The 17,594-nt window shown below is 52.8% G+C and carries 14 protein-coding genes and 1 pseudogene; 7 read left to right on the forward strand and 8 right to left on the reverse strand.

The genetic code is table 11. The features are described 5' to 3' along the window. Positions 1-265: 265 nt before the first annotated feature. The 3 genes from ACFQUU_RS26605 to ACFQUU_RS26615 form a co-directional block, all read right to left on the reverse strand. Positions 266-1,471 carry a DUF3616 domain-containing protein gene (locus tag ACFQUU_RS26605; protein ID WP_382251241.1) on the reverse strand — a complete coding sequence of 402 codons (1,206 nt, stop codon included), beginning with the start codon at positions 1,469-1,471 and terminating at the stop codon, positions 266-268. A 434-nt stretch (positions 1,472-1,905) separates the two neighbouring features. After that, positions 1,906-2,199 carry a DUF4148 domain-containing protein gene (locus ACFQUU_RS26610; protein WP_382251242.1) on the reverse strand — a complete coding sequence of 98 codons (294 nt, stop codon included), beginning with the start codon at positions 2,197-2,199 and terminating at the stop codon, positions 1,906-1,908. A 121-nt stretch (positions 2,200-2,320) separates the two neighbouring features. After that, a complete protein-coding gene (locus tag ACFQUU_RS26615; protein WP_382251243.1) occupies positions 2,321-3,388 on the reverse strand; it encodes a class I SAM-dependent methyltransferase in 1,068 nt (355 codons plus the stop codon). 158 nt (positions 3,389-3,546) lie between these two features. Here ACFQUU_RS26615 and ACFQUU_RS26620 point away from each other — a divergent pair, with 158 nt between their 5' ends. From ACFQUU_RS26620 to ACFQUU_RS26635, 4 genes are all read left to right on the forward strand, one after another. Next, positions 3,547-4,584, forward strand: a complete 1,038-nt coding sequence (locus ACFQUU_RS26620; protein ID WP_382251245.1) for a GlxA family transcriptional regulator — start codon at positions 3,547-3,549, stop codon at positions 4,582-4,584. 599 nt (positions 4,585-5,183) lie between these two features. Continuing rightward, positions 5,184-6,313 (forward strand): IS3 family transposase gene (locus tag ACFQUU_RS26625; protein WP_382251247.1). Its coding sequence is split into 2 segments (ribosomal slippage): positions 5,184-5,442 and positions 5,442-6,313, totalling 1,131 coding nucleotides; the frame shifts between segments, so codons are not numbered across the junction. A gap of 801 nt (positions 6,314-7,114) precedes the next feature. After that, the gene (locus ACFQUU_RS26630; protein WP_382251249.1) at positions 7,115-8,680 is read left to right on the forward strand and encodes a hypothetical protein; all 1,566 of its coding nucleotides are present in this window, start codon (positions 7,115-7,117) and stop codon (positions 8,678-8,680) included. Beyond that, positions 8,677-9,759, forward strand: a complete 1,083-nt coding sequence (locus ACFQUU_RS26635; protein ID WP_382251252.1) for a hypothetical protein — start codon at positions 8,677-8,679, stop codon at positions 9,757-9,759. The genes ACFQUU_RS26630 and ACFQUU_RS26635 overlap by 4 nt, the downstream gene beginning before the upstream one ends. 88 nt (positions 9,760-9,847) lie before the next feature. Here the strand turns inward: ACFQUU_RS26635 and ACFQUU_RS26640 are convergent. Continuing rightward, a pseudogene (locus ACFQUU_RS26640) lies at positions 9,848-9,916 on the reverse strand (integrase core domain-containing protein); the annotation flags it as partial. A 45-nt stretch (positions 9,917-9,961) separates the two neighbouring features. Beyond that, the gene (locus tag ACFQUU_RS26645; protein ID WP_382251253.1) at positions 9,962-10,993 is read right to left on the reverse strand and encodes a DNA-binding protein; all 1,032 of its coding nucleotides are present in this window, start codon (positions 10,991-10,993) and stop codon (positions 9,962-9,964) included. Positions 10,994-11,421: 428 nt separating this feature from the next. Between ACFQUU_RS26645 and ACFQUU_RS26650 the strand changes: the two genes are divergently transcribed. Beyond that, entirely contained in the window at positions 11,422-12,126 is a 705-nt protein-coding gene (locus ACFQUU_RS26650; RefSeq protein WP_382251255.1) for a site-specific integrase, read from the forward strand. A gap of 414 nt (positions 12,127-12,540) precedes the next feature. Here the strand turns inward: ACFQUU_RS26650 and ACFQUU_RS26655 are convergent, their stop codons facing one another. After that, positions 12,541-13,449 carry an AraC family transcriptional regulator gene (locus ACFQUU_RS26655; protein WP_382251257.1) on the reverse strand — a complete coding sequence of 303 codons (909 nt, stop codon included), beginning with the start codon at positions 13,447-13,449 and terminating at the stop codon, positions 12,541-12,543. 99 nt (positions 13,450-13,548) lie between these two features. On the opposite strand from ACFQUU_RS26655, the gene ACFQUU_RS26660 reads away from it, so the two are divergent. Beyond that, the gene (locus ACFQUU_RS26660; RefSeq protein ID WP_382251260.1) at positions 13,549-14,298 is read left to right on the forward strand and encodes an SDR family oxidoreductase; all 750 of its coding nucleotides are present in this window, start codon (positions 13,549-13,551) and stop codon (positions 14,296-14,298) included. 128 nt (positions 14,299-14,426) lie between these two features. Here ACFQUU_RS26660 and ACFQUU_RS26665 read toward each other — a convergent pair whose 3' ends face one another. Both ACFQUU_RS26665 and ACFQUU_RS26670 read right to left on the reverse strand, forming a co-directional pair. Next, the gene (locus ACFQUU_RS26665; protein ID WP_382251275.1) at positions 14,427-15,326 is read right to left on the reverse strand and encodes a nucleotidyl transferase AbiEii/AbiGii toxin family protein; all 900 of its coding nucleotides are present in this window, start codon (positions 15,324-15,326) and stop codon (positions 14,427-14,429) included. Between the two features lie 2 nt (positions 15,327-15,328). Beyond that, entirely contained in the window at positions 15,329-15,931 is a 603-nt protein-coding gene (locus tag ACFQUU_RS26670; RefSeq protein ID WP_382251262.1) for a type IV toxin-antitoxin system AbiEi family antitoxin domain-containing protein, read from the reverse strand. A 124-nt stretch (positions 15,932-16,055) separates the two neighbouring features. Here ACFQUU_RS26670 and ACFQUU_RS26675 point away from each other — a divergent pair, with 124 nt between their 5' ends. Then, on the forward strand, positions 16,056-17,321 hold the full coding sequence (locus ACFQUU_RS26675) for a tyrosine-type recombinase/integrase (RefSeq protein ID WP_382251263.1): 1,266 nt from the start codon (positions 16,056-16,058) through the stop codon (positions 17,319-17,321). Positions 17,322-17,594: the final 273 nt, after the last annotated feature.

Below are 17,594 nucleotides of genomic sequence, written 5' to 3' on the forward strand. Positions count from 1 at the left end.
ATGCGAGCCATGATGTGCCTCCTGAACCAGGTAAGCACCCAGCATGGACCGCTTAATATCTCAGGACTTGCTTAAAACGGGACAATCTGATTTAGCCAGTTTGAGACATTCTAATCTTGCTAGTACAAATTTGTGTCGCATAATACGCTTTATGTAAAATACGCGATGCCGAATTTCACTCTGAGGTGCGCCATCCCCTCATTGCCACGCTTCATCCTTTAATCCGCTACCGATACGCCCATTCCCGGCCGCTGTATGTACTAAGTTATGCTGTCAACCCGACCAGAACATCTGCAGAAGCGAAACGACGATACCAACTAATCAGGGAGAGAACGCTTTGGTCGAATTGCACAAGCGGAAAAAGGTCTGCTTTCATAATTCTTTTGTTCAACTGACGGCTCGTGGATGCGGCATCGTAGACAACCAGTAGGGAAACAACTTCGCTGCTCTGCTCGGAAAACAGACATATTCCTTCTGCATGATCGCAGCCTTGTCCAAAAGGCACCTCAAGGACTCGACTAAGTGAATCGGTTTCAAGTATGCATTCATCGTCGACAAGCGTTCCACCTTCCCACCGGAAGACTGTCACAGGCCCATCAAGATCCATGGTAGGCCCGGCCAGAATGAGCAAGTCCTTATCCTGCACGCACAAGTCACGAATACCAAGCCCGCCCAACTCCAGAAAGTGCTTTCGGTAACGTCGCCCGCTCGAGCCGATACGCTTTAGTTTCAGGACAGATGAATCGAGCTTGGTTTCCTTGAGTTCCAGCTCGAGAATCACCGCCCAGCCACGCAACACCGGACCGCGTAGTCCGAGAAAAACACGCTTCCCTACAACGGCAATGCCTTCGATATCGAATCCATTGTCCTTGCCGGGAATGGAAAGAAAAGGTGCGAGGTGCTCGTCACCTTTCAATGCTTGCATCAGATCATTACCATGTCCGCGTAGGCGGAGCTGCGCCGCGTGGCGCGAAACCTCGTTCTGCGTAACTTCGCTTTTTAGGGTGATTTCACCGTTATCCTCAACCACTGGGATACGCGCGAGGAGATAGCGATTACTTTCTGCATCGAGCTTTGCTAATTGCCTTTGTGCCTTTACAACGCCGTCAGCGGGCTTTGGTTTCTTGCGCTTGAGACTGTGCGATCCAACTAGCCAGAGGTAACCGTCGTCATATGCAAGACCTTCAATATCGACTTCTTGCAAGTCAGACGACTGGCCGGTGTGCGGGACTGGTAGTCGGAGATACTCACTCAGCGAAAACTGTTTATGCTCGCGGGCACAGAGGTTGTTATCTGCATTTTTGTCCTGACTAAGCGACAGCCGCTCAAGGCTGATAGTTTCATCATTAGCGACCCACAGCGTATCTGCGATCTGCAAAACGACGGACAGGCCGTCGCAGAGCTCCTTACCTCTTGAGAAGGCGTTGTGCTCCGAATTAAATTCCAATAGAAGTTGACGGGTGTTCGTCATCGAAGTCGACTGGTTTGGTCAAAGCCAATATGAGTGTGCCTTCAACGACCGCATATGCACTGGAGGAATATCAAGCCCTGGCATCGAGTTCAAAAGAAAGCCCGTCACGAGCGAAGGTCCGCCTGACCCCCTCCCGAAAAACTCGACCTAAGGGCGGCACTAATTCCGGTTGGGCGTCAAGCCCTTGACGGCCTAGCTAACAAACTGCCCAACTAATCGGGGTCAATTCATCGCGAAGGATTTTTCAGTTTTCTTGATATAGCTCCCGGTTGGCCATATCTAGTGGCGCGTGTAAGGCGCGCCGACGAAGACAGTACAGGTGTACGGCTAGGAGAAGCAACGGGGCACGCAGCCTTTTGATAGGCGCTGTAAGTCTTATGTGGAAGGGCTTGTATCTTCCGGCCAGGCACATGTCCTGGCCGGATCGATATGTGTTAGCTGCCTGCCCTCGAAACTCTGTCCGCCGTCCTTGCAGCTCGAATCGCTTCCGTGCGTACGTCGCCACGGCTGCGGGTTGAAGCCACTTGGTTGAACTCGACGAATTCTGGCGTCCTAGTGGCAATGTGATCGCCTTGGGCATATGCGCGCTCGAGCTCAGCATAAACTTCAGCACGGGTCTTGGTGCTTGTGAACTTGCTATGATCGACGTACGGATAGGTCGCATCGGCGAATGCGGACCCGGCAGTGAGGAAGACTACAACTGCTGCTATCGAATTTTTCGCTTTCATTTTCAACTCCTGGTCAGTTAAGTGACTTGTAGGCTGCGAACCAGCACTCTCTATTTCGATCTACTTGGTAGGCACTACAGAACAAATATGCATGCGCTTTGTGGCGCCCTTACGGGTGGTATCAGTGCCGCGCTTCGAGAATTAAGTTGAACGGGGTCTCGGCTGCCCGCCGGAAGTGTCTGAACCCGGCTTTTTGAAACACGTCGCGAAGACGTGCCTCCCCTGCTTGTGCACCCAGGACGAGGTGCCCACCTTCCGAAAGGGCATGAGCACAGCAAAGCGTCGTCGAGGCTGCGTAGTAAAGTCGGGCAACCGGCGAAATGTTGTCTTCAACTCGATCGTTGGCAAACGGCTCGACCAGCATGACTGTGCCATTTGGAGCAAGTGCCTCGGCTGCGTACCTTGCTGCTGCAACCGGATTTCCCATATCGTGGAGGCAGTCGAAAAAACAGATGAGTCCGTAGTTCTTGCCGGAATAATCCATCGCACTCGCTGTGTGAAAGCTAGCTTGCGCAGTAACGCCCGCCTCCTCGGCGTTACGCCTGGCCTCTTCGATTGAGGTCGAATGCGTATCAAATCCATGAAAGCGTGAGTTTGGAAATGCCTGCGCCATCAGCACGGATGAGTGACCGTGGCCACAGCCGATGTCAGCAACGTCGATGCCGGCATCGAGTTGCTTGACTACACCTTCGAGCGCGGGTAGCCACTCCGGAACCAGACTTTTCCGATAGGCATTACGGTAAAACGCTGCGACACCACAATGAAGCCGGCCATGGTGATCGCCCCACGCCACACCCTTGCCTGTGCGGAACGCCTCGAGGGCTTTCTCCTCGTCGAACCACATCGATGCCGGTACGTTCCACGCATTCGGGATGTACACTGGACTATCTTCGTCAGCCAACACCATTGCCTGCTCTGGAGAAAGCTCATATGTGTTGCTCACCGCATGATAAACAATGTAGCCACCGGCAGCTTGCGCGTTCAACCATTCGCGTAAGTAGCGCTCTGCACAGCCGGTTTGCAGCGCCAACTCCTTTGGACTAAGTGGACCTGCGCCCGCCATAGCCTTGTAAAGGCCGAGCTTGCTACCGAGGCTGACCATCACGCCTCCGTAACCGGCCGATAGATCGCCAATGGCGCGCATGACAAAAGTCTCTAGCTTCGTTTGATCAATTTCGGATATGTCCATAATTTCTACCTCCTGTCGTCGTTTCGTGGGTTTCAAACTACGTCTACAGAGTCGCACGCAGGTCGTTACGACGACAGCGCCGGAATTACCCGAAATCGGTTCGTTTATGCCACGGCCGGCAGGTTTGTCGGCAGGAAAATGTAGGAAGAGGATTTGCCATGGCCAGACCATCACCCTCCCCCGAGTCAAATCCACGCCACGTCAGCCTGATCGCGCTGCCCGATGCAGTGGTTTCCACGCTGACTGGAATATTCGATGTCATGAATGCGTTCGCGCTCATGGACGTACCGGATACAGGGGGAGAAGTTTCTGTCCCGTTTCGGCTTGAAATCGTTGGAGAGGCGACGGGTCCGCTTGGATTGGCAAGCGGTGTCCCTGTCAACGTGCAGCGCGCCATCACAGAGATTGAGACCACCGATATCGTGATCGTCCCCTCGGTGCTGCTATCGCCAACAGGCTGGAAGAAAGACCGTTATCCCGCGCTTGTTGCCTGGCTGCGCACCATGTACGACCGCGGAGCAGTGCTCTGCTCGGCCTGCTCGGGTATCTTCTTATTGGCCGAAACCGGCCTTTTCGACGGCAAGGACGCCACGGTTCACTTTGGCTACGCCCGTGCGTTCACGGCGACCTATCCGGCTGTTCCAATTCATCCGGAACGGGTGCTTACCATCTCTGGCGTGCGTGAAGAACTGGTGTGCTCGGGTGCGTCGATGAGCTGGCACGATCTGGTGCTTTACCTTATTGCGCGATACGCTGGTGCGACCGCTGCACAGGAAGTCGCCCGCCTCTTCGCGCTGCAGTGGCACCAGGACGGACTTACTCCCTATCTCGTTTTCGAAGGAAAGCGTGACCATGGCGACGGGGATATCCAAAGTGCACAGCAATGGCTAGACAAGCATTTCTCGGTCGCCCACCCTGTGGAGGAAATGATTCAGCGTTCCCGGCTAGCCGAACGCACCTTCAAGCGACGCTTCACGCATGCGACCGGTTTTACCCCGCTTGATTATGTCCAACGCCTGCGGATTGAAGACGCCAAGCGCAGGCTTGAGCGGACGGAGACCTCCATTGACGAGATCAGCTGGCGGGTCGGTTACGAGGATCCTGCCTTCTTCCGTCGCCTGTTCAAGCGCACGACCGGACTGGCGCCGGGCGCATATCGCAAGCGCTTTCGCATCCCAGATTTCGCACGCCCGTAGATCTCCGCGTAAACAGATCAAGGTTTTCTGATAGCCCCATCAAACAGATGATCAGCTGATCGGATACTTGTCAAGACATTCCAGAACATCCTGGTATTGGAATCAGCCAATCCATCGCTCTACCACTCGGTCCCGACTGGTGCGAGGCGTTTGAAGACTCTTTATACCGTGAAAGGGAAAGGCCGCAATGGAGTGCCAATGGAACATGAGCTACCTCCGATTCCGTATTCGACATGATGCCCATAACCTCCAAAAACCCTAATTTAAAGGCTTCGAGCGTTTGTAATGGTAGATAAACCTTGTGCGATCTGAGTATATGCGATCCTGTATTCCGTCTGTTTTAAAAGCAGAGGTCGACATAAATAAAGTTAGGCGTCGTTTTGGTGTCGGTCCCAAGTAGAAATGTCGTGTTTCCCCCAAATAGAAATGTCGCATTTGGGGTAAGGAAATACGGCTGTTCGAAGGTTGATTGATGCTATGGACATCTCTTTTCCAGGAGGCGTCGATGGCAACGACTGGGACCATTACCATGTGATGTGCCCCCAATAAACAGGGTCATGTGGATCTAGTAAAGTTCGTTTTCAAGAGGGAGAACGAACGTGAAGAAGCGGTTTACTGACGAGCAGATCATCGGTTTTTTGAAGCAAGCGAAGGCTGGGGTGCCGGTCATGGAGCTCTGCCGGCAACACGGGTTTAGCGATGCCTCCTTTTACAACTGGCGGGCGAAGTTTGGTGGAATGACGGTGCCAGACGCCAAGCGGCTGCGGGATCTGGAAGCTGAGAACGCACAGCTCAAGAGACTGTTGGCCGAGTCAATCCTGGATGCGCAAGCGCTGAAGGCAGCTCTAGGCCGAAAGTACTGACGCCACAGGCCAAGCGTGAGGCAGTCGCGGTCATGCGGGAGATGACGGAAATCTCTGAGCGCCGCGCCTGCCTGCTTGTGGGACTGTCACGCACGGTGCTGCATTATCAATCCAAAGCACAGCCGGAGAATGAGCAACTGCAGGGCCGCCTTGTCGAGCTTGCGGGCGAGCGGCGGCGCTTTGGCTATCGTCGGCTGCATGCTCTCTTGAGACGCGATGGTATCGATGCCAATCACAAACGCATTTTCCGGTTGTATCAGAGTGCCGGATTGGCCGTCAAACGTCGACGGAAACGCCATGGCGTCGCTGTAGAGAGAGAACCGTTGGCGCTGCCGAGCCGACCAAACCAGGTATGGTCAATGGATTTCGTCAGCGATGCCCTGGCTAACGGTAGGCGTATCAAGGTGTTGACCATCGTGGATGACTTCACCAAGGAGGCAGTTGACTTGGTCACCGACCATGGAATATCAGGACAGTATGTTGTGAGAGTCCTGCAGCGCGCGGCGCAATTTCGCGGTTTGCCCAGCGCCATTCGCACCGATCAGGGTCCAGAGTTTACTGGCAAGGCGCTGGACCAGTGGGCGTATCAGAATGGTGTGCAGCTGAAACTAATCGAGCCAGGCAAGCCAACGCAGAACGCCTATATCGAAAGCTTCAACGGCCGGTTCAGGGATGAATGCCTCAATGATCAATGGTTCACCAGTTTGGCCGAGGCACGCATTCGGATAGCCGCATGGCGGCGGGATTACAATGAGCACCGGCCGCACAGTGCATTGAACTACCAGACCCCCGCCGAGTTTGCGGCCGGTTACCGACGGGGCGATATAGGCAAGGAAACGGAAGAATTATCAACTGAACTTTACTAACACGCCCTTGGCACTGCTAATGGGGGCACATCACTCCACGACTACCTACCGACGGTTCAATGCCGGCCTCGGCGAGCCGCTCCGTATAGCGAATAGAAACGTATTGAGACCCGCGGTCGGAATGGTGATTTAGCTGTCAGCTCGACTTCCAAACGGATGAACGCACCAAGCATCTTATCGAATCTTGAACTGCATGCCTATTGGCATTAAGCCCACCCAAAAGATCGATCTACCTCAAGGTAAAGTATCGTTGCATTGGCTTTTTGTTGCAAATTTTACAATCAATAGTTATAGTCAGTTCGAAGTCCCTATCCGCATTGCTCGTGGAGTAGCTGCTATTCACTGTATCGCGGTCTATTGAATGAGAACTATGTCTCCACACAACCACCATTCCCGTTTACTCCACTGGTTTGTCTTGTGTGCCGTTGTAACCTCTACTTTGCATCTATCACCCGCATTTTCACAATCATATACCATAGAATCAGGATGTACTACCGATCCTGTCCAAATAAACGGGGAGAGGGAGTCCTGCCCTGGAAAGACTGAGTGTGTTATTTCCTCTCCCGGCCGATGGTTGCGCACTTCCTCAGTAACGCCGGTCAGACCAGAAGTCGAAAAGGCCAGCGTCTATGACTGCCAATTGCATTTCTATGATTGGATTGAAGTGGTTCCTAATACCGGGCTTCAGGAACCTACCAAAATGTGTGTTCAAGCATCTGTAACTAGCCTAGGAGGTGTAGTTTCGAGCGGTATCAGAGGCAAAATTCTCTGCCGAGTGAGTATCGAAGGGACGGAGAAGCCGTGAATCGCTTCCTATTACTTCTGCTCTTGGCTTGCGCCAGCGTACATGCATACGGTGCCAAACTTAACGTCAGCCGCCCACAAGGGATAAGCCTCGAAATCAGCACATCTCCGGATTATGTACGCGTACAAGTCCCAACAGAACTGCTTGAACGTCGCGCCTATGCAGAAGTATCGAAGGCAGTTCGGCAATTTAAGCACCCAGTCGTGAGATCGATGCTGTTACAAGGGTTTTCCTTTGGAAGAGGTGATACGACTCATGAAATCGCAATACAAATTGCGGTACATGTTCAGCATATCCTTGGGAAATCTGACTGTACTGTCCGCATACGCATGCTACTTCCGCTGATGTCTCTGGCCAATCCGCGCGCAGTTATTGCAGGAAGTAAGGCTAATTGTGACGTTGGTGGCGATATCGCAATGCTGACGGATCTTAGCGCGAAGTTGTCGCAATCTATCAGCGATGGTATTCGTAATACCAACACTTCCCTTCCTGCAGTTGAAATGTTCAAAGAACCGGCTCTGGCGCCACTCGGTTCAATGGTCTTGGCAAACGGCGATATCTGCCTCGATTCAGCTGGACGAGATAACTTGTGCCTGCGACTGGTCTGGCCAACTGGAGTGCTTGACTCAGCTTTGAATGCAATAGCGAGCTTGGCTCCAGCTGGGCATCAACCCGTTGATGCTGCTGCTTTGGCTCCGTTGCTGACGAAGCTCGAAGAAATTGCCCCTTACAAAGACAGCGTGCGCTATCCCGGATTTCGGTACCCAGCAAAGCGCTCAGGGCACGACTATGACGATGGCGACATGTCTATCTTTGGTGGTCTGCTTTGCTCAGTGGGAGTCGAAGTTGCTTGCGAGTTGGTACGACGAGCGCAGCGTGAATCGACAGGCCAGTTTTGGCGTTCGCCTGACAATATTGGCAATTGGTCCTACGAAAACCAATTCTCTGGAGACCAGTTCACTGGCGTCATCAACTACCTTTTGAGGAAAGGCGATACTGCAGCGCTCAGCCGTTATCTCGAATTTTTATCTCTCCAACGACATTACCTTCCCGATCCGGTATTACGTTTTGGCATAGCATCGAAATCCTGCCTACAAGACAGAGAATTTACTTGTGTCTTGCAAGGGGAAGAATGGTTTTGGCTTAATTTCCTGGCCAATCGCCATGGGCTAACGCAACTTGTCCCTGCAGACGAAAGAGATCCGGCAAAAAAGTATGGGCACTCATGGGATTTGCTGCCGTATCGGGCGGCTTTTGCAGAGGCAAACTATGAACTTCACCTTGTAGGCGTCCAAATATGGACATTGCAAAAAGCTGGGATTACTTCGCCAGCCATTCGACAGGCTGCCGCAATTATGGCATCTCGACAACCACTAAATCCCTTCTACCTGTTACTTCATCTCGGCAAAGACCAGCGGGTTGCCAATGTCGTTTCGCAAAAATGCACGACTAATCTATCTAACAACGAAGATGAATGGGCTTGGGAAAGAAATGAGTCTAAACAGGCGTGGAAAAATTCAATGCGTTGGGATTGCATTTTTGTGATCAGAGCACTCCAATGAAAATCTTCAAACTTGCGGCTATGGTGACTCTTCTCTGCGTCTCCTGGACGTGTTCCGCTGCCCCTGAGATCTACATTCTTCCTATTCCTGACGGGTGGACAGCAGCAGGCGAAGCAAAGATAACGAAAGATGGCTTATACGTTATCGGCCATATGCGCAAGCACGATTACAGCCAGTATGCCGCATTTACCTGGCGTAAAAGGGATCCACAACTCACAATCTGGACCTTTCCGGGATGTGAAAATGAAGAGGCACGCATCTCCGACATGTCTGAAGAAAAGACTGCCATTTTAGGCTTGTGCAAGAGTCGGCTAGGGATCTTCTTTAAAAACCAATTTAGGTTCTATTTTCCAGTGAACGACGCATGGGCGAAATGGGATATCGGAATGATCTCCCAGAAGGGAGATGTGGTTTGCGCTCTTGTTACGCCCAAAGGTGCAGGGGCACCTTATCGTCCTGTTCGCGTTGATATTCTACGCAACGATGATCAGAATATTTATCAATTGGACGATATTCAAGATTTGCCTGTGAAGGAAAAGTTCTCTTCTTGCAAGCAGATGGCGGCCGATGGAACAGTTTTCACCTTATCTAGTTCGTTTCGTCCTTGGCAATGGGGTGCTTTTGCCTATGACATGAAGGCGCCACTTAATTTCGATGTTCAAGTTTCCGTCTTTTCAGGAAATGGAATTTTCGGGGTCGGAACTAGAACCATAGGAGGCAAGCGAACTTGGGGCCGTGTAGTGTTGCACCAACCGAATACATGGATCCCTTTGGCCCATTCCACTTCCGCTGGCTGGGATCATGTAATCGATCCAGATTCAATCTCTGATGATGGCAAAACCATCTTCGGGACACGCGGTGATACCAATATGGGCGTCATCTGGCGAGAAGGGAAAGGATGGACATATATTGACTCCCTGATCACCGAAGAATTGAAGCTGGACCTCCGAGGTCTTAAGTCACATTGGTATGTTAAAGGAAACCCCGAAGCTACCGCATTCGTCACCGGAGCATATACTTATGATGCTGCATCCCCACAAAAGTACAGTTCTAAGATGATCTACGTTGCCATGGAATAAATGGCAACATCAAAACAAGTTTGGTCGATACGTAGTAAATAGATCACCGCATTTCTCTAGGTAATCGGATACTTAATGGAATTTATGATCAACTTGATGTGTCCCTGAACTTGCCATTGAAGCTTTCGATGTAGGCATTCTGCTGCGGCTTGCCGCGCTTGTGATCTGTTAGGGATCACAGGGCTTCATCAATTTTGGGCCGTCACCTGCTGTCGTCCTTCTCAGTGCAGTTCTGATGCTTGAGATAGCTACGCAACTCCTCATTCAATGTTTGCTGCGCTTCTAGCTTTGCTTGGGTAGTGGCCAGCGACAATTCCAACTCCCGCACCTGCCGAGAGAATCCCTCCGTTTGCGCCGTTGCAGCAGCCAATTGCTCAGTCAGACGTTCAGACAACACTGTCTTTTCAGCGAGCTGCACCTCCAGCACCCGTGCATGTTGCTCCGCTTCCTTGAGCGCATCCAACCTCTGCACAAGCTGCCGACTATTGGCCTGCTCGTCATGCAAGGATTTCCGTGCATGCGACAAATCCGATACCAGACGTACGCCTTCCTGGTTCAGCCGCGTCACCTCTTCCTGCCTGACCACCAGCGACTGCTGCAACTGCCGCATCTCAGCCTGCAACTGCTGTACTTGCTGCTCATGCCGACGCTGGTCCTGCTCTCGCTGTTCCTTGACCGAGCTACGGTAATGCTCGAGCGACTGTCGCGCATGTTCGTGTTTTTGCTCGAGAGACTGGCGGTGCTGTTCATTTTCGTAAAGCCGCTCTTCCAGGCCGACGATTCGCTGCTCGGCGGCGCGATGGGTCACGGTCAGGTCTTGCAAGGCTTCCCGTGTCCGGGCGTGGGCACCCTGCTCCTGTGCCAAAGCGTCATTGGTTTTGTCTAGGCGCTCGGTGATGTCCTTGACCTCCGTACGTAACGTGGCGATCAACTCAGCCTGCGCGCGAGCCTGCTCCTGATGCTTTACGTTTGCCTCTTCGAGCTTTACATTCGCTTCTGCCTGCAATTGGCCGGCCAGCCGCTCAACTAGATCCTGCAGGACTTCGCTGATCGAGGATTTCCGGTCGACGCCCTCTTCTTCCTGTAGCTCGCGCAGATACTTGTGAATCGTGGTTTTCGAGCCGGTATTGCCGAGGGCGATACGTACGGCATCGACGGAAGGATGCTTGCCATGGGCGAGCAGGATCTCTCGTGCCTGCTTAACGTCTGATTTATATAGTCCTGAGCGCCCCATCTGCCTTCACCGATATATTGTTACGGGTTACATGGTACGTGATTACATACGGTAATACCATATGGATTGCGCATGTAACGCGTATTTTTGTGAACGGATAATCGGTGATTAGCCTGTGTTGACGCCATTTTCGGGTATATTCTGTGGTTTCGATCCGTAATCCTCCTTTCGCCAGCTACAGGATGTCCAAGCTTGATCAGTACGTAAAAGCCGCTACCCGCGATAACACCCGCAAGGCCTATCAAGGTGCTGTTCGCCACTTCGAAGTCGAATGGGGCGGCTTTTTGCCAGCCACTGCGTAAAGCGTCGCCCGCTACCTCGTTGACCATGCTGAAACGCTGTCGGTCAATACGCTGCGCCAGCGGCTGGCCGCCCTCGCCCAATGGCACCTCGATCAGGGCTTTCCGGATCCGACCAAGGCACCGATCGTGAAAAAGGTCTTCAAAGGTGTTCAGGTGCTGCATCCCGCACAGGAAAAGCGCGCCAAGCCAGTGCAGATCGAGCAGCTGGCCCAAGTAGATCGATGGTTTGAAGAAGCAATTGTGGTAGCAGGCACCAAGAATGACCGTCGCGCCGCGCTTCGCTACCTGCGCAACCGGGCATTGCTGCTGCTCGGGTTCTGGCGTGGCTTCCGGGGTGATGAATTGACTCGGCTGCGGGCTGAGCACGTCGAGGTGATTCCTGGTCAAGGCATGACCTGCTATCTCGCGTTCACCAAAACGGACCGGCAAGTGAAAGGAACGACCTTCAAGGCACCGGCACTGGCGCGGCTGTGTCCGGTGGAGGCCTACCTTGCTTGGGTCAACGCTGCGCAGATCGGCGAGGGAGCCGTATTCCGGAGTATCGACCGCTGGGGACATGTGAGCACCGAAGGACTTCATATCGACAGCCTGGTGCCACTGCTGCGGTCAATCTTGAAGGAAGCCGAAGTTCCGTCACCCGAACTTTACAGCGGCCACTCCTTGCGGCGCGGTTTCGCGACCTGGGCCAGTGCCAACGGCTGGGACGTCAAGAGCCTAATGGAATACGTCGGCTGGAAGGATGTGCATTCGGCCATGCGCTATGTCGAAACCGCCGACCCGTTTGCACGTCACCGCATCAGTGAAATGCTGGTGCTCGACTCCCCGGAGTAAGTAGCTGAAGCCGAATTTTCGGCTAACCTAGATCGCTTTTTGTGAGTATCGTTCGATACGGACTCGGAGGTGTATCGAATAATATTCGCTTTCGTCACAAGCGACAAGGAACTGAATGGAGCCGCCCTATTCATCCCTGCCAGTCTCGCCATAGCCCTTTTGCCATCGCGAAGATCAATGGCGGGAGCCTTGCGGCAATGCAGAGTACGACATCTGCGACCGGATCTGAACAGGAAGCAGTTATTAATAGTTCAATAATCACCGTTTCAGGACCGCGCCTGAGGGATAGCTCTGTTACGCATCACGACCGGTTAAAGTCCAGCTACGGGACCATGACGTCCTAAGTTTTGGACGGCACTATTGGCCATATTGCGGATGTTATAGTTTTTGCATCCACCAAGCTCGTCAAAAAGTTTATTGCTGTTGACTGATTTCACATAGATACGCACTTGGGGCGACCCCTACGTGTCGACTGAATGCAGTACTGAAACTACTTGCAGACCCATACCCGACTTTAGCTGCAATGTCATTGAGACTGACTTTATTTTGCCGGAGCAGATTCTTGGCGAGCGCCATACGCCAAGCATGAAGATACTCCATCGGTGCTAAACCGACTTCGCGCGAGAATCTTTCAAAAAATGCTGATCGCGACAGTGCTGCCTTGTGTGCTAGTTCTTTCACCGTCCATGCAACAGCAGGGTCGCTATGCATGTACCGAAGCGCGATCCGCAGCCGCGGGTCAGCCAACCCGCGGAGCAACCCAGGAGACGCTTCATTGCCTGAGGTCAAGCGGAGAGCTTCTATGAGTAATACCTCAACAAGTCTGCCAAGAACGAGATCACGGCCTGGCCGCTGTTCAATCGACTCGCCCCGCACCAGTTGCACTAAAACTGTAAGTCTCTCGACTCCCCGTAAATGTAAAAGCGTAGGAAGCAGCGACACCAGTAATTTTGCGTCTGGCGAATCAAAGGCGAAATAGCCGCCGAGCATACGCGCTTCAGGAGGCCCGTCTGCTCTACCGTGCCGAACCTCGTCATCGCGTACCTCCGCTGACGCGGGATCCTTGAAAACCGGTAATGCTGTGATAGAGCTAGACAGAGTGAATCCAGGAGTCGCGGGCAATAAAACAAAATCACCTGCCATCAGTGCGACCGGTTCCTGCCCATCGACGGCAAGAATACATTCACCGTCGAGCATAGTGCAGAAGCTCGGCTCTCCAAATGCCGAATAGCGAACGGCCCACGACCCGGCACCGCTGATTACTTTGGAAAATACGGCGCGCGGCTTCAGTAGCCCGATTATCTCTGCTAGGGGGTCAACCATAACTGGACTCTCGCGAATGAGATGTGGACTATCGATTATAGCCAGTCCAATCCTTCGTCTGTAAAGTTACTTCATGCCCACCACACAGAGAACATTGCAATGAAAACTATCCTGATCACCGGCTGTTCATCCGGCTACGGCTTGGAAACCGCCCGCCTTTTTCATACCAAAGGTTGGAACGTCATCGCCACAATGCGGACGCCCAATGCAGCAGTTCTGGCCCCTACGGGGCGGCTGCAGGTCCTGCCGCTAGACGTGACCTTGCCAGAGTCCATTGACCAGGCGTTAAGACTGGCTGGGCCGATCGACGTTCTGGTAAACAATGCTGGTATCGGATTATTCGGAGCGTTCGAAGCGACGCCGATGGCAACCGTGCGAGAAATTTTTGAAACCAATACGTTTGGCACGATGGCAATGACCCAGGCAGTCTTGCCTCAATTCAGAAAACGGAGGTCAGGACTGGTGATCAACGTTACCTCGACTGCCACATTGGTGCCATTTCCTCTTGTGGCAGCATACACGGCAAGTAAGACAGCGGTCGAGGGCTTTACTGAGTCGCTGGCGCTAGAGCTTGCAGAATTTGACATTGGCATTAAATTGGTCGAGCCAGGATATGGTCCCACTACACGCTTTGGCACGAATGGCGCAGAACGAATGCAAGGACTGATTCCTGAACCCTATGCACCATATGCGCAATCAGTTTTCGCGGCCCTCGGCAATCCGACCGCTGTGACCACTGAAATAGCCGTTGCCGAAGCAATCTGGCGCGCAGCGAATGATTCTGCAGGAACGCTGCGTTATCCCGCTGGCGACGATGCGATTGCGATTGCGCTTACAAAGGGACGGTAAATATAGTCGGGCACGACTAGGTTAATTTGTGACATTAGCGCTCAGCTGCTTGCCGGAACCAGAAATCATTATGGGCTTGCGGATTATGGGAATGGACACTTTGAGTAGTTGTGCCCTTCCAGCCTAACTTAATGACACCACGGCCCTTTCGCTAGCCATCGCTGGTTGAATTCCTCGCCTTTGGAGCACGCGTTCAAAACTGGCAGTAAAAATTGCCGCAATGTCGCCACTACGAATGGTAGATCTGGCGCATTCAATTTGTTTTTGCGAACGAAAGCATTCCACTGCGTTTGCTTGGCCAGATCACCGGCAAAAGCGTCTGAAAGTCCCACCGGGTCAGAATCGACAGCAGTCTTTCGACGTGTAAGTGTCGTCGCCAATGCCCGTTGCATCGTTGTGCCGTCGAAGTCTGCGTAAGTACTCAATATCCACAAATCAAAGAAATTCTTCAAGCGCGTATTGGCCATCGCTAGCTTGATCACCGCTTCGGTCTTTTCAGCCACAACCGTATAGCGAGGGTATGCCCGCAATGCCGGCTTCGGCATGTCATTCAACAATACTGGGTACTCTACCTGCTCTGCCTCCGGGATCACTGCGTCGCCATAGCCAATATCAATCTGGATAGGGCAGCGTACGTTGTCAATCAGGCCTAAAAAGGTCACACGTACACCCTCGTAATTCGATTCCTTGCGGATCTCTGCCGACTTCACGGTCTTTGCATCAAAAACAATGCCATCGTCTGCGTCAATCTCGCATACCTCTCTAAAGATTATGACCAACGCTTCCAGACCATGACTGCTAAAGCCCAATAGATCTACGTCTCTGGTGGGACGATGCGGCATGTCGAACCAGAGATTGAACAGCATGGCTCCCTTGAGCAGAAAGGAATCAACATGACGCGACTGGGACAGGCGATACAACATGCGCTCCAAACCATATCTTGTGAGTACCTGCTGGTACTCGATGCCTTCCTCCTTCGCTTTGTTTTTCAGACGAGCCAGGACAGACTGTGCCCCATGTTTTTGCATGTTCAAGCAAGGAACTCCAGGTAAGGTCGCATAATTTTCTCCACCCGACAGATCTTCCCGTAGTGGTAAAGCTCGGCCATCGTTACCTTCTGCTGCTGCCAGGCTTCTCGCAGTGCTTCGATAGCGATATCAACCCCAATCTTGTTGCGAAACTTGAAGCAATCGGCGACCGTTTTTGCTACGCAATAGACGCGGATGGGTTGCCCCTGAATCTGATGCTCTTCCACACCGTCAGTAAGTGACATCCCGGAATACCGAACCATATGAATGGGCGGGTAGTCGATCTTAGGAATGCGAGCTTTGTTGGGCAAAGCAAGCCATATCTCAGTGGGCGACTGGGTCGTCAGATGGTGGAATCGCAGAGCAGTGAGCAGGCAAAAGACCGCTTGTGGCGTCCTAACGCTTACCTCAATCAGGCTGTCATATTCCGTGGAGGCGCGATCTACCCATGCGTAGACACCGCGGCCAAGACGTGTGAGTTCCCCATCGCGCACCAGCCGTGTGAGTGTAGTGCGCGGCGTACCGGCCTGAACTGCTTCAATAGCCCGAAACGTAGGGCGCGTCGCAGTCAGGGCCTTCAGCATGGCAGCTTTTGTTGTATTCATCGCACCATTGTTTCATACCGTCGGTAAATGTCAATAATTACCGTCTTTTTGGACTAGCGGAGGCGCATATATTTCAAAAGCGAAACACCACCTGCGAACGTGCGGGTTAGTACCCGCAGTGACGATGACGGCCGTATTCGTAGCTTTTTTACAATGGCCGATTTTCATTACGCGGTCCTCCGCTTCGTCCTCAATGTCCCAATCCATAGCAAAGTCTGAAATCTTCACCCCTACTCCCCATATCACTTCTTTATTCATACCTCCGGGATTCGATGGCTCCCGAGGCACAAACCGGGCAACCGGAAACCGGCGCCTCATCGCAGCAAACAATGATATCGATGCCATCAAGGCATGGCTGACACGCTATGTGGATACGAAAACCACTTTTGCCAACTACCGCAAGGAGGCCGAACGCCTGCTGCTGTGGTCGACGCTCCAACTTGAGAAGCCATTGTCATCGCTGACCCACGAAGACCTGCTCGCCTACCAGTACTTCCTGGCTGATCCGCAGCCGGCAGAGCGTTGGGTAATGCGAGGTGGGCGTAGATTCGCTCGTTCTCATGCCGAGTGGCGCCCGTTTGCCGGTCCCCTTTCCTCACCCAGTCAGCGGCAGACGATGACCATCCTCAACACGATGTTCTCCTGGCTGGTCAATGCAGGCTACCTCGCTGGGAATCCCCTGTCTCTGTCTCGGAGACGACGATTCAAGACGCCACCAAGGATGACCCGCTACCTGGAAAAGGATCTATGGAATGAGGTCAAGCAAACGATCGAGGCTATGCCAAAGGAAAGCAAGCGTGAGTGCGAGCATTATTTCCGCAACCGATGGCTTTTTACCCTGCTTTACTTATGTGGGCTGCGGATATCGGAAGTCGTCAATAACACCATGGGGGACTTCTTCTGTCGTCCTGACCGGCATGGCCAGAAGCGTTGGTGGCTGGAAGTTGTTGGCAAAGGCGACAAGACCCGCCTCATCCCAGCCACGACGGAGTTATTGGCCGAGCTTTCGAGGTACCGAGGAGATAGAGGACTGCCGCCTTTACCGATCAACGCCGAGACCACGCCACTACTGCTACCCATCGGGGGACAACAACGACCCATGACGCGTGGAGCGGTCCACAGCATCGTCAAGCGCGTGTTTCAGAGCACCGCCCTTCGCCTGGAAGCTTATGGCCCCTCGTACAAAGGAACTGCTGCGCGGGTGAAAGCAGCATCGACTCACTGGATGCGGCACACTGCCGGGTCACATATGGCAAACGGTGCGATCGATCTTTGCTACGTGCGGGACACTTTAGGACATGAGTCGATAGCGACAACAAGCAAGTATCTCCATTCTTCAGACGACGACCGTCATCAAGAGACAGAGGCACGTCATCGGATTAACTGGTAGAGAATTTGGACAAACGTAGCGGGGAAGGTATGGTGAAGAGTTCCCCTAAACTCTCACCATACCATGCTGTTTACCGCCGCAAAAAGCTACGCTGGAAGGGAGAATCTTTTATGCATTTCTAGCCGCATATGGCATTCCTGACCCAGTCGCCGAATAAAGTCATATCCATTTCCGGCATTGGCAATGAATATTCAATACTGGCTCGCAGTAGTATCGAATTTTATTCGACACCTGATTTCTTGACATTATCACTTCGACTGTTCAGAGTCTGCT

It is taken from the genome of Herbaspirillum sp. GCM10030257, from assembly GCF_042666555.1.
Lineage (GTDB): Bacteria > Pseudomonadota > Gammaproteobacteria > Burkholderiales > Burkholderiaceae_D > Noviherbaspirillum.